13 protein-coding genes are annotated in these 13,972 nt (G+C 38.7%); 2 read left to right on the top strand and 11 right to left on the bottom strand.

The window, feature by feature from the left end; all coding sequences use genetic code 11:
* Position 1: 1 nt before the first annotated feature.
* From NV349_RS05460 to NV349_RS05410, 11 genes are all read right to left on the bottom strand, one after another.
* Positions 2–1,048: an ABC transporter permease gene (locus tag NV349_RS05460; RefSeq protein WP_036121315.1), complete on the bottom strand. Its 1,047-nt coding sequence runs from the start codon at positions 1,046–1,048 to the stop codon at positions 2–4.
* Complete coding sequence (locus NV349_RS05455) at positions 1,048–2,595, bottom strand: ABC transporter ATP-binding protein (protein ID WP_089932014.1); 1,548 nt, start codon at positions 2,593–2,595, stop codon at positions 1,048–1,050. Before NV349_RS05455 ends, NV349_RS05460 begins: the two co-directional genes overlap by 1 nt.
* A gap of 357 nt (positions 2,596–2,952) precedes the next feature.
* Positions 2,953–4,035 (bottom strand): BMP family lipoprotein, encoded by a 1,083-nt coding sequence (locus tag NV349_RS05450; RefSeq protein WP_058843929.1) that lies wholly within the window; start codon positions 4,033–4,035, stop codon positions 2,953–2,955.
* Between the two features lie 54 nt (positions 4,036–4,089).
* Positions 4,090–4,818, bottom strand: coding sequence for a GntR family transcriptional regulator (locus NV349_RS05445; RefSeq protein WP_036121324.1), 729 nt, complete (start codon positions 4,816–4,818; stop codon positions 4,090–4,092).
* 200 nt (positions 4,819–5,018) lie between these two features.
* Positions 5,019–7,310, bottom strand: coding sequence for an FtsK/SpoIIIE family DNA translocase (locus tag NV349_RS05440; protein ID WP_271912527.1), 2,292 nt, complete (start codon positions 7,308–7,310; stop codon positions 5,019–5,021).
* A 153-nt stretch (positions 7,311–7,463) separates the two neighbouring features.
* Entirely contained in the window at positions 7,464–9,131 is a 1,668-nt protein-coding gene (locus tag NV349_RS05435; RefSeq protein ID WP_058843931.1) for a ribonuclease J, read from the bottom strand.
* A gap of 266 nt (positions 9,132–9,397) precedes the next feature.
* Positions 9,398–10,297, bottom strand: coding sequence for a 4-hydroxy-tetrahydrodipicolinate synthase (gene dapA / locus NV349_RS05430; RefSeq protein ID WP_058843932.1), 900 nt, complete (start codon positions 10,295–10,297; stop codon positions 9,398–9,400).
* A gap of 13 nt (positions 10,298–10,310) precedes the next feature.
* Positions 10,311–11,348: an aspartate-semialdehyde dehydrogenase gene (locus NV349_RS05425; protein ID WP_058843933.1), complete on the bottom strand. Its 1,038-nt coding sequence runs from the start codon at positions 11,346–11,348 to the stop codon at positions 10,311–10,313.
* A gap of 82 nt (positions 11,349–11,430) precedes the next feature.
* A complete protein-coding gene (locus NV349_RS05420) occupies positions 11,431–12,021 on the bottom strand; it encodes a dipicolinate synthase subunit B (RefSeq protein ID WP_089932009.1) in 591 nt (196 codons plus the stop codon).
* A complete protein-coding gene (locus tag NV349_RS05415; RefSeq protein ID WP_036121339.1) occupies positions 12,015–12,794 on the bottom strand; it encodes an NAD(P)-dependent oxidoreductase in 780 nt (259 codons plus the stop codon). The genes NV349_RS05420 and NV349_RS05415 overlap by 7 nt, the downstream gene beginning before the upstream one ends.
* Positions 12,795–12,803: 9 nt before the next feature.
* Entirely contained in the window at positions 12,804–13,067 is a 264-nt protein-coding gene (locus NV349_RS05410) for a YlmC/YmxH family sporulation protein (RefSeq protein ID WP_036121342.1), read from the bottom strand.
* A 166-nt stretch (positions 13,068–13,233) separates the two neighbouring features.
* Between NV349_RS05410 and NV349_RS05405 the strand changes: the two genes are divergently transcribed.
* A complete protein-coding gene (locus NV349_RS05405) occupies positions 13,234–13,572 on the top strand; it encodes a GntR family transcriptional regulator (RefSeq protein ID WP_230593794.1) in 339 nt (112 codons plus the stop codon).
* A 141-nt stretch (positions 13,573–13,713) separates the two neighbouring features.
* Positions 13,714–13,971, top strand: coding sequence for a hypothetical protein (locus NV349_RS05400; protein WP_271912523.1), 258 nt, complete (start codon positions 13,714–13,716; stop codon positions 13,969–13,971).
* The last annotated feature ends 1 nt before the right edge of the window (position 13,972 follow it).

Raw genomic sequence — 13,972 nt, 5'->3', positions numbered from 1 at the left:
GTTATTGTCCCTCCTTTTTCTTGCTCAGCTTTTGCAAGCCTACTCGAATAATATAGCCTGATGCAACGAAGAAGATAATCAATGCGATGATAATTGATACGATTTCTTCTGGAATACCCGCAGCATTTGGCATATTTAATGCACCATATTTTAATGAACCGAATAGTGATGCTCCAAACACTACCCCAAGTGGTGTATTCGCACCAAGTAGCGCAACGGCGATACCGTCAAAACCGATTCCTGTAAAGCCAGGTTTAATAGATGCGTTTTGGAATGTACCTAAAGCTTCCATCGCACCACCAAGACCTGCAAACATTCCTGAAATCGTCATCGCTAAAATAATATTTTTATTAACACTCATACCTGCATAATCGGCAGCATTTTTGTTAAAGCCTACTGCTTTTAGCTCGTATCCACGTGTTGTTTTTTCTAAAATGAACCACATAACTACTACCATTAATAGTGCAACAATGATCCCATAGTGAAGACTTGAATTGTCTGTAAGCTCTCTTAAAAACGGAGAACGTAAAGAAGCTGATTCATGGATACGTTCTGTTTTAAAGCTTCCATCGGACAATTTTTTAATCACTGCGTTGGCAATATAAAGCGCAGTATAGTTGAGCATAATTGTCGCAATAACTTCATGGACTTTAAATTTCGCTTTTAAGAAACCTGCAATAAAGGCCCAAAATGCACCTGCAGCTGCAGCAGCAAGTAATGCCAATGGTAAGTGAATAACTTTAGGTAGCTCAAATGCGTATCCTACCCAAGCTGCTGCTAGCCAACCTAAAATCAGCTGACCCTCAACCCCAATATTGAACAGTCCTGTGCGGAATGCAAATGCTACTGCAAGACCTGCCAAAATATAAGGTGTTATTTGACGAATTGTGTTCCCAATTGAATATGAATCTCCAAAAATACCTGTCCAAAGAGCAATATAACCTTCTACTGGGTCATAGCCACTGACTACCATAACGATAGCCCCTACAATTAAACCGATAATGATAGAGATGATAGGAACGAGTAGATTAATGACACGATTTGACATTAGTCGTTCCCCTCCTTCGCATCATGCTTATTATTTTTTTTACTTTGCCCTGCCATAAGTAAGCCTAGCTCTTGTTCTGTTGTTTCTTTTGGATTTAACTCATCTACTATTTGTCCATCATAAATAACAGCAATACGATCCGATACATTCATGACCTCATCTAATTCAAATGAGATTAACAGAACGGCTTTTCCTTTATCACGTTGCTCAATGAGACGAGAGTGAATGAATTCAATAGCCCCTACGTCAAGTCCACGTGTTGGTAGAGCAGCAATTAATAAATCTGGATTACGGTCGATTTCACGACCGATAATAGCTTTTTGTTGGTTACCTCCAGATAATGCACGAGCCGGTGTCATTTCACCATTACCTGTACGCACATCATACTCTTCAATGATTTGACGAGCTTTTTCCGACACTTTTTTATAATCCATGACAAAACCCTTTGCAATTGGAGATTGGTAATACGTTTGCAGTGCAATATTATGACCAATCGGGAAATCTAACACTAAACCATGTTTATGACGGTCTTGTGGGATATGACCGACGCCTTCCTCTGTAATTTTACGAGGCTTCATATTGGTAATATCTTTGCCATTTAACTTAACTGTCCCACTTTTGATTTTACGTAGTCCTGTAATGGCTTCGATTAATTCGGACTGACCGTTACCATCGATACCAGCTATACCTACGATTTCACCTCTGCGAACATTTAAGTTCAAACCTTTTACCTTATCAATATCTCGGTAATCCGTTACTACCAACTTTTCAATCGATAGCACTTCTTCAGTTGGGTTTGCGTCAATTTTTTCTGTTTTAAATTCAACTTGACGGCCAACCATCATTTCAGCCAATTGATCAGGATTTGTGGCAGCGGTTACAACAGTGCCAATCCCTTCTCCTTTACGGATAATCGTCACACGATCTGAAACTTCCATAATTTCTTTTAGCTTATGCGTAATTAAAATAATAGATTTACCTTCTGCAATCAGTCGACGCATAATTTGAATTAATTCTGTAATCTCTTGTGGTGTTAATGAAGCCGTAGGTTCATCAAAAATTAAAATTTCGGCACCACGATACAATGTTTTTAATATTTCAACACGTTGTTGCATACCAACTGTGATGTCTTCGATTTTGGCATTTGGATCAACATCCAATCCATATTTTTCAGAAAGTGCGTGTACTTTCTTCGCCGCATCTTTTATATTGACAATCCCCATTTTAGTAGGCTCCGTGCCTAAAATAATGTTTTCTGTAACCGTAAAGTTTTCTACCAACATAAAGTGCTGATGCACCATGCCAATTCCTAAATCATTGGCAACATTCGGGTTTGTAATTTTTACAGCCTTCCCACGAACATGAATTTCGCCACCCTCTGGTTGATATAAACCAAAAAGGACGTTCATCAAAGTCGATTTACCTGCACCATTTTCACCAAGCAATGCATGGATTTCGCCTTGTTTCAGTTGGAGGGTGATGTTATTATTCGCCACGAAACTCCCGAATTCTTTACGGATTCCAAGCATCTCAATCACATATTCCAAAATTGTCACTCCCTTAATAGGCACTTATTAAGTATTTTTGCCTTAGCGTATAGTATCTGCTGCTACATGATTGATGGTACAGATAAGCCATACGTCCAGTAGTCAATTTCTACCAGAGGCTAGAATTATTGCTTGATCTAAACCCACCTATAGAGGTAGTTGTTTTGCTAAATTAATACAGGAAAGGTCATCGTTAGAAACCTTTCTTCTATTAACTTATTACCATCATGATTTACCTCTATAAGATTCCTATAAATCTAGTTAAATAGAGTATTGCGAATAATCTAAATATAACGATAGATTGAAAAATCATCATAAGGTCCTTCTAAAAGTCCCTTATGATGATCAAGAGTTGAATTATTTTTCCACTTTTTCTGGAACTTTGATTTCACCCTTAGCAATCTTCTCTTTATATTCATCAATTACTTTTTGTACATCTTCTGGAATCGCACCGCGTGAATCTGCAAGTTTAACACCGTCTTCAGCTAAACCATAAGTAAGTGTTTCTCCGCCTGGGAAATCACCATTTTTTGCTCTATTTGAAATATCTACTACTGCTGTATTAACACCTTTTAACATTGAAGTTAATGTTACGTTTGTTTTATCGTCTACTTTACCTTCTTCGTATTGGTCAGCATCTACACCAATTACCCAAATGTTTGCCTCTGGATCTTTTTTCTTACGTTCTTTTGCTTCAGAGAATACACCGTTACCAGTTGCACCAGCAGCGTGGAAGATTACATCAACACCTGATGAGAACATACCGCTTGCTGTAATTTTACCAACATCCGCTTTATCAAATGCACCTGTGTATTTATCTTCGATGATGATATCTGGGTTTACAGCTTTTGCCCCTTCAAGGAATCCAGCTTCAAAGCGATTAATAACTGGGATATCTACGCCACCTACGAAGCCGATTTTACCTGATTTAGACATTTTCGCTGCCGCTACACCCGCTAAGAAAGCACCTTCTTGCTCTTTGAACATTACTGATACTACGTTGTCTGCTTTTACTTCAGCATCAATGATTGCAAATTGGCCATCTGGATTTTCCTCAGAAATTGCAGCCATTGCATCTTCCATCATATAACCAATACCGAAAATTAAATTGAAGTCACGACGTAGTAATGCATTTAAATTTGAATCATAGTCTGCATCTGATTTTGATTGTAGGTAATCAAAACCATCACCTTTTGATAAGCCGTGCTCTTTACCGTAAGCTTGTACACCTTCCCATGCAGATTGGTTGAATGATTTGTCATCAACGCCACCTACATCAGTAACCATTGCTACTGAGAAAGTTTCTTCTGTTTTGTCGCCGCCTGAAGCATTGTCATTGTCTTTTGCAGGTTTTTCGTCGTCTTTCGTACCACAAGCACCTAAAATAGCACTTGCCGCTAATACTGATGTTAATACTAAACCAAATTTACGTTTTTTCATTTAATTAACCCCCCAAAGGTATTGTAATTAGCAGGAAAAAAATTTAGAAATGTTCTACACCCGTTTACGAACTACATGGAAGCTGAATTTATCAGCTCGGAAATAATTTTTTGAATAGAGCACTACTTGATCATGGTCATCGTAATGCAACTGCTTTAACACTAAAAGAGCTGTTTCACGTCCGCAATTTAAAATCGGTGAGGCTTGTTCATGATACCCAATTGGATCAATATAAGTTACAGCATAGGCTACATGAATTTTGCCTGATTGCTCTAAAGCAGAGAACAGTGAAACTTCTTTTTTTTCGACAAAGTCAGTAGGCAGGAAGCTTGCGGGTAGCCTGTCTATGCAGTAAACTACTGGCTCACCATCCGCTGTTCTGACACGTTCAATCGTGAGTATTTTATCGTCGCCATCACATTGGAAGCGTTTTAAATCTTCTTCAGAAGGTGTGTGCTCAGTTGCCTTTAAAAAACGGGAACCCGGCTCCATACCTGCTGTTTCGATCATAGAAGAAATGCTCGATAGATGCTCGATGCCTGATGTAAACAACGGCTTAGGATTGACAAAAGTCCCAACCCCATGTCGGCGCACAATCACATTTTCCTCTTCCAACAGTCGAAGAGCTTCTCTAAGAGTAGCTCGACTGACTCCTAGTGATTTCGATAATTCAAACTCTGAAGGCAGCTTTTCATTTTCTTTAAAAATGCCAGCCTCAATGTCAGATTTTAAACGATCGATAACTTGAAGATAGAGATGACGATGATCTGCTTTAATAGTCACATATATCACCACCAAATCAGAGATCAGACATCTGATGTACAACATTCCTACTAATCGTTCATAAATATAACATTTTTGCAGAATGAAATAAACAGTTTTGAATAAAATCTGTTATAGAATTCATTCTTTCTTCATTTTCTTTGCAAATATTTGGACAAATATACAGTAGTTCTCACCATTTCGACATCTAGCTTTTTTGCTTAGTTATCATATTGGTGAACAAGTACTTGACGAGGCTTACTGCCCTCTGGTGGCCCTACAACCCCACGTTGCTCCATTTGATCGACAATTCGTGCAGCCCTTGAATAGCCAATACGGAAGCGACGTTGCAGCATGGAAACGGATGCTGTTTGCATATTGACAACTAATTGGACAGCTTCATCATATAATTCATCCGTTTCCTCTAAAATGGTTTCTTCTTCGGTAGGAATCATCTCCTCCTGATACTGCGCTTTTTGCTGTTCTATAACAAAATGAACGACTGCTTCTACTTCTTGATCCGATAAAAAGGCACCTTGCACCCTTTTCGGTTTGGAAGCGCCCGCAGGTAAAAATAACATATCACCCCGTCCAAGTAGGCGCTCAGCTCCACCCATATCTAAAATCGTTCTTGAATCGATGGCTGACGAAACGGCAAAAGCAATTCTCGATGGAATATTCGCTTTAATAACACCTGTCAAAACGTCTACACTTGGTCGTTGTGTTGCAATAATCAAATGAATTCCTGCTGCACGTGCCATTTGAGCTAATCGTGTAATAGAATCCTCAACATCACTTGATGCGACCATCATCAAATCTGCTAACTCATCCACTATGACTACAATATAAGGTAGCTTTGGATTTTTTTCCTCTGTTTGTTCATTCACTTTTTGAACATGTGCATTGTAGCCCTCAATATTTCGTGTACCTGTATGAGAGAACAAGTCATAGCGACGTTCCATTTCAGATACCACTTTTTTCAGTGCTTGCGAAGCTTTACGTGCATCTGTTACGACAGGAGCCAATAAATGAGGAATGCCATTATAAACGTTGAGCTCCACCATTTTTGGGTCGATCATCATAAGTTTTACTTCATGCGGTTTTGTACGCATTAGTATGGATACAACGATGCCATTTATACAAACACTTTTCCCACTGCCTGTTGAACCAGCTACAAGTAAATGTGGCATTTTATTGAGTTCGGCTAGTACAGCTTGTCCTGTAATATCACGCCCGAAGGCTACTTGTAATAATGCTTCTGGCTTCGCACCGTCCTTCGATTCCAATACCTCACGAAGTGTTACAATAGCCACTTCGCTATTTGGCACTTCAATACCTATCGCAGATTTTCCAGGGATTGGGGCCTCCATCCGAATATCTTTAGCTGCAAGTGCTAATGCAAGGTCATCTTGCAGATTGACAATTTTACTTACTTTCACACCTATATCTGGCAAAATTTCATATTTTGTGACAGCTGGTCCTAAATGCACTTGTGTTACCTTTGCCTTTACACCAAAGCTTTGTAATGTTTGCTCAAGCTTTTTGGCATTCGCCTGGATAACTGAATATTCACCACTTTGATCATGTTGAGGTGGTAGTTGTAATAGGCTATAAGACGGTAGCTGATAGTCTGCATTTTCCACTGCATCTGTACCTTGAATATGAACCTCATCCGTTGCTTCTTCTACTTCATTTTCCACCATAGCAGGCGTATCAAACACAGCTCTTTCCTGCGAGACATTTTGCGTAAAAGCAGAGATAATCGGCTCATGAGGTATTTCTTCCTCTTGTTCAGGCACATCCGTAATTTGATTTACAGCCGCAACCTCATCTCCACTTTCTACCCTTGAGCGGCGATTGTTTGGTTTTTTCGGTTTATTTTTCTTTTTATCATGATGCTTTTTTTTCCATTTGCCAAATAGATCTGGTGTTTTTTCTGCTAAATAAGGCACTAATGCTTTGCCAGTGACAAGTATGAGCCCAATAAAGAAGATGACCCAAGCAACAACTTTTGCCCCCGAGGCTTCAAATAATACATGAAGCCCACTAAATAAAAGGGCGCCAATCATCCCACCGCCCAGAGCATTGCTGCGGTGAATAATGCCATCTGTATTGATTAATATTCGCCACGATTCACGCAGCACAGAATCAGATAATAGACCACCTGATTTTGATAACTGTTCAAATAATATGCCATGACTAAAAATCGTTAAGCTCATAATAATGAGTACCATGCCAAGTATTAATCGATCCTTCATACTGACTTTTTTACGACCAATCATCATTAACAATGCAACAAATATAAGCATAAATGGAACAGCAAAATGTAAATTACCTAAAAGGAACATTGCGATGTTTTCTAGAATCCGACCAATCATGCCAAATTCAAAAATCATAATGACTGCTAATGCAATTAAAAGCAGTCCTAAAATTTCATACATAAGCGGATGCATATCTTTTTTTTCAGTTGTCGCTTTACTTTTAGTCACTTTTTTTCTTTTACTAACTGCCATCTATTTCACCTTCTTCTGCGATCCATTTTATATATGTAGCGAATCATAACATGTAGAACTCGAATATTTCAAAAAAAGGATTTTCCACCGCAATTGGGAGAAAATCCTTTTCATCTACTTTTTCCTCAAAACCTTTACGATGAGCTCGTTCAATTAATATTCCATAATAATTGGAATAATCATTGGACGACGTTTTGTTTTTTGGAATAAATACGTATTGAGTGTATCTCGAATTTCTTGTTTAATATTCGTCCATTCAAATGTATCTTTCCCAACATATTTTTCAATCACATTTTTTGCAATGTCAGATGCCTCAATCATTAATTCCTCTGATTCTCGTACATAGACAAAGCCTCGTGATAAAATTTCTGGGCCAGAGGCAATTTTCTTTTGTGCTCGATTTAATGTCACGACTACAATGAAAATACCATCCTGCGATAATAATTTACGATCACGAAGTACAATATTTCCTACATCGCCTACACCGATACCGTCAATTAATACGTTACCAGCTTGTACACGACCACTCATGCGCATTTTATTATTTTTGTATTCTACGATATCCCCTTTATCGGCGATAAAGATTTGTGATTTTTGCATACCGAGCTGTTGCGCTAACTTCGAGTGAGCAATGAGCATACGATATTCACCTTGAACAGGAATAAAATACTTTGGCTGCATTAAATTCAGCATCAGCTTCAAATCTTCCTGACTACCATGTCCTGATACGTGGACATTTTTACTAGAAGTCAAAATTTCAGCGCCGGCTTTTGACATAGAGTTCATCGTATTAGCCATTTGTACTTCCATGCCAGGAGAAGGTGTAAATGTAATTAACACCGTATCACCTTGTTTAATTTTAATGTCACGATGGTGCTTACGGACAATTTTTTCTAATGCATCTAGAGGCTCTCCTCTATTGCCAGTTGTAATAATGATAATTTCATCATCTTGATATTTTTGCATTTCTGAAATTGGAATAATTGTCTCTTCTTCAACTGTTAAATAACCAAGCTGTACACCTAAATCAACAGCTTTTTCCAATGGCTTACCAACAATCACAACTTTACGGAATGATTTTTGGGCTTGGGCAAAAACTTGCTGAATACGAATAAAATTCGATGCATAGACAGCTACTAAAATACGACCTGGTGCTGAGTGGAATGTTTTTGATAATTGCTCTTCAATCACAATTTCCGATGTCGTATAGCCTGGTCGTTCAGCTTCGCAAGACTCAGATAATAGAATAAAGACGCCGTCTTCCCCTAACTGTGCCATTTTTGCTAAATCAGGTTTAAATTTACCTGTCGCTGACTGATCGAATTTAAACTCTCCTGTATGAACAATCGCGCCTTCAGATGTATGGAACACTACCCCTAACGAATCGGGAATACTATGTGTTGTGTGGAAGAATGTTACATACGTTGAGTTAAAATTCATACGACTACGGTTTGTTACTTCGAAAAATTTCACCTGATGTGGTGCAGGTAATTCTTTTAAATGTTCCTTTGCTAATGCAATGGTTAATTTCGATCCGTACACAGGTGCCTTTATTTTTTGTAAAACATAGGCAATAGAGCCGATCGCATCTTCATGACCATGTGTTAAGAAAATACCTTTCACACGTTCTTTATTTTCTTCTAAGTACGTAATGTCAGGAATCACGATATCTATACCTAGCATCTCATCTTCTGGGAACATTAAGCCGCTATCCACTACAAATAGCTCTTCATCAATTTCTACTACGTACATTGCTTTCCCAATTTCGCCTACACCCCCAAGAGGGATGATACGAATCAATTCATTTTTCTTTTTTGTCAATTTATTTCCTCCTAAAAAATATCCCGAACAGCAACCACTTAACATTTATTATACGGTTTGCAAAGCTTTTGCACAAATTAAAAATACATGTTTCACGTAGGAAATAGATTTTCTTTTGATTTGCTGATTGCTAGTAGATGGAAAAACAAATATTGGATACCTTGTACGAATAGAGTTAATCAAGTATTTTTAAGGATGAGAAGTGATGAATGGATGTTTATAGCATACAAAAACGAGGCCGATAGAGTTATCAGCCTCGTTGCTCATTATCGAAAATTTTTCGCTTTTTCTTGGTACGTATCCCAAATTCGGTCAAAGTTCTCTTTTTCTTCATCTGTCATTTCCATCATTGGCAGACGTACATTGAGTGTATCAAAGCCTAACTTTGTCATCGCATATTTAATAGGCGATGGGTTCGGTTGAGCGAACAGCGCACGTACTAAAGGTAATAATGCTCGGTGAATTTTGGCTGCTAGCTTATGATTTCCTTCTTCAAACGCTTTAATCATTAATTGCATATCATTGCCTACAACATGGGCTGCTACAGAAATAACGCCTGCTCCGCCTATGGCCATTAACGGTAATGTTAAACCATCATCCCCACTATACACTAAGAAGTCATCATCTGGATCAATGTTCTCTATAACATCTCCCATCTGATCTAAGTTACCGCTCGCTTCTTTAATCCAAGCAATGTTTGGAATCTTGCTTAAAGCAACAGAAGTTTCATAGGCAACATTGACACCTGTACGCCCAGGGACATTATAGAGCATAACAGGTAGACTTGTTTGTTTAGCGATGGTTTCAAAGTGAGCGAAAATACCACGTTGATTCGGCTTATTATAATATGGAGCTACAAGCATAATACCGTCTGCTCCATTTTCTTCTGCTTTATGAGTCATCGCTATCGAGTAGGCTGTTTCATTGTCCCCTGTACCTGCAATAACCGGTACGCGTCCTGCTACTTTCTCTACTGTAAAGCGCACAACTTCGATTTTTTCCTCAGTAGACATTGTTGGGTTTTCAGAAGTCGTACCACAGGCAACGATACAGTCTGTACCGTTGTCTATCAAATGATTAATAATACGTTCTAGTTCTGGATAATTAATCGTGCCATCATCTTTGAACGGCGTAATCATAGCCGTCCCAATTCGACCTAAATTCATCCTTACACCCCTCTTATAGTAAGTTATCCTCAAGCATTGCTTCTGCAATTTGGATAGAGTTTAATGCGGCGCCTTTTAATAAATTGTCAGAAACGATCCATAGATGGAATCCTTTATTGTTGTCTAAATCTTGACGGATACGTCCTACAAAAGTAGCGTCTTCCCCTTCTGCATAAATAGGCATTGGGTAAGTTTGTGTTGCAATATCATCTTGTAATACTACACCTGGTGCATTGCGTAATACGTCAAAAATCTCTTGGATTGACGCTTCTTTCTCTACCTCAATATAAACAGATTCAGAGTGACCTGAAACGACTGGAACACGAACGCAAGTAGCAGCTACTTTGAGCTCTGGTGCATGCATGATTTTTTTCGTCTCATTAATCATTTTCATTTCTTCGTATGTAAATCCATTATCTGTGAATTTATCGATTTGTGGAATGACATTGCGTGCTATTGGGTAATGACGTTTATCACTACCAGACGGCAAAATAGTTGCTTCTACATCTTTACCTGCTTCCCAATTTGCGCTCTGTGCCTTTAATTCTTGAATAGCAGAAATACCCGCTCCTGAAACGGCTTGATATGTTGAAACGATTACTTTCGTTAAACCAAATGCTTTACGAATTGGCTCAAGTGCAGCCACCATTTGAATTGTAGAGCAGTTCGGATTCGCAATAATCCCTTTATGCTTCGCTAAGTCGCCTCGATTCACTTCAGGTACGACAAGCGGTACCTCTGGATCCATACGGAAATGGCTCGTATTATCAATAACTACTGCACCACGCTTAGCTGCCTCTGGTGCAAGCACAGCTGATACTGACCCACCAGCTGAGAATAAAGCGACATTGACGCCTTCGAAAGCTTCAGGTGTCGCTTCTTCAATTGTATATGTTTGACCATTAAATTCGATTGATTTTCCCGCTGAACGAGCAGAGGCTAGAAATTTAATATGCCCAATCGGAAATTTACGTTTAATTAATTGCTCCATCATTTTCGAACCTACTGCTCCTGTTGCCCCAACAACCGCAACTGTTAACTGCTTTGTCATCTGTCATCTCTCCTTGAATACATGTTCCATAATGTGTGCTATTGTATCACAAAAATACTGAAAATTGTGTGTAATCTATGATTTATTTGAAATATTGTATCAACAGCGGTTGTAATTGCTTTTTCTGCGTAATTGCTGCATGAACAGTATCCACCATTTGATCAAAATCAGCAATTAAAGAATTCGGTTTGGAGAGGGGGGCATCCTGACCAAAAGGAATAAAATAAATATTTTTGGCATTCAACAGCTTCATAATGTTTATACCATTTAAACCAAGTGCATCATTTGTTGAAATACCTAATACAACAGGTGATCCATTACGCAATGTTGCCTTCGCTGCCATTAATACGGGACTATCTGTTGCTGCATTCGCAAACTTACTTATGCTATTGCCCGTCATTGGCGCAATCACCATTGCATCTAATGGATTGGATGGACCAAATGGTTCCGCCTCTTTTATAGAAGAAATAACCTTTTCTCCTGTTAATGCTTCTATTTTGGCAATCCACTCCTCTCCAGTACCAAAGCGAGTAGCCGCATGTAAAACGGAGTGAGTAATAATTGGCACAACCGTTGCTCCGACATCAATGAAATTTTGAATTTTAGGTATGACATCTTCATACGTACAATGTGAGGCTGTAATACCTAGCCCAATTCGTTTCCCCGTTAACAATCTTCTTCCTCCTCTATTGCCTTGCACAAGATTGTAGCAGCGTCATGTGCAAAGTATTTCCCAGGCAATGATGGCAATAGTACATACGTTTGTAATTGCTCCGCATCTATATCTAAACAGCCTGGCTCTGAGGCCAAATCATATAAAACTGCTGGAACATGCTCTATAAATGATTCTGTAATCCATTTTGCTGGAATTGTATTGATGAAAATATCATCCGTAATAGACCATCGACGATCATCTAAATTCGTAGCTTTATAGCCATATGCTTTTGCCTCGCTCACTTGTACAACAGAACGTGCAACAATGTGGACGTTCGCCCCCATCTTAACTAGTAAAGAGGCGAGCATTTTGGCGATGCGTCCAAAGCCTGCGATTGTAAAATTTTGTCCGTAAATACATTTTTGCTCGAGTCCGTAAAACGTGGCGATAAATCCCTCCGCTGTTAACCGAGCATTTTGCCATATAAACGATTCTTGCTGCAAATAGCAAATGGATTCATTTTTCTCTAGTAATTGCTTCCAATGCATCGTTAATCGGCCTGTATAAAATTTAACTTGTGATATTCCATAGAGCTGCTCAACTTCTATTTTTAATGGAAGAATTGGTAGGATAATTTTATTTGGTTGGTATTCTAAAACCAGTTTATTTAACTCCTCGTTCCAAACGGTCGTTCTTTTATAAAACACTGTTCTCGATGGACTTCTTAGCATTGTCGCTAATTCCTTTAATCGTGAGTCCTCACCGATAACAAGCCATTTTTCGTTTTCCAAAAGCTCACCTCACTGTAAATATTCTGACTGTACTGAAGATGTTTTATTAAATAAAATCCGATCTTCACCAATTAAGATAATTTCGTGCCAAGGTATCATTTCACTAACTTTCATTTTCTTTTTTTGGAATGGTAGTTTATCTTTCACAATTTCAAAGCCATGTATTTTCCCTGTTTGCACATCTAATAGGCATTCTGTATGTGCCAAGATGCCAAAATGTACGCCACCCTCAATTTGAATTAACTCCTTATCCACCATCTCAGATAGTAGCATGCCTCATCTCCCTCCTTGTGCCATTACCTCAATATATGCGAGTTTTTGCAAATCGTGCCCCCTACCAAAAGTAGGAATGTGTTGCATTTCCATCGACATCTGTACATAGTGTATATACACCGTTATAACGGGTGAGGATTTGTGCATATCCATTTAAGTAATGCCAGTGATAAACCTCACGATACAGCTCAAAGAGGGCATTCTAGCGAATAAATTACATGCAGGTGATGCACTATCATCTATCCGTGCTCTAGCAAAGGATTTAAAGGTCAGTGTCATGACGACCAAACGTGCATACACCGATATAGAGCGAGACGGCTTCATCAAAACAGTTGCAGGCAAAGGGAGCTTTGTTACAGAGCGCAATCAAGATTTTCTACGCAAGGAACTTCTGCGACAGCTTGAGGAGCATTTGCAAAAGGCCGTAAAAATAGCGAAAGCAGCCGGTCTTTCTAATGAAAAATTGCAGGAACTCCTATCTTTAATAGTAGAGGTGGACAATTAAGAGGAATGCCATTGAGATTCATGATTTACATAAGGTCTTTGAAGGCTTTTCTTTAAAAGATGTAAGCTTTTCAGTCCCTCAAGGAACCGTGTAGGCTTTATCTGAGAAAATGGAGCTGGAAAATCCACAACCATTAAATGCATGCTGAACTTACTAAAAAAAGAATATGGCGAAATATTGCTTTTTAATAAAGATCATGTCGAACATGAACTATCGATAAAAAACGACAGCGGAGTCGTATTTGACGATTTACACGTACCAGAAACGCTAAATGCGACGCAGCTCGACAAAATCATGAGAAAAATATTCCAAACGTGGGATTCAGGCTATTATTTTGAACGATTAGCTCAATTTAATGTCCCAAAGAGGAAGAAGATCAAGGAACTATCAAGAGTATGAG

This window comes from Lysinibacillus sp. OF-1, assembly GCF_028356935.1.
In the GTDB taxonomy this organism is placed as follows: domain Bacteria; phylum Bacillota; class Bacilli; order Bacillales_A; family Planococcaceae; genus Lysinibacillus; species Lysinibacillus fusiformis_D.
This window is presented reverse-complemented; position numbering and strand designations above follow the sequence as displayed.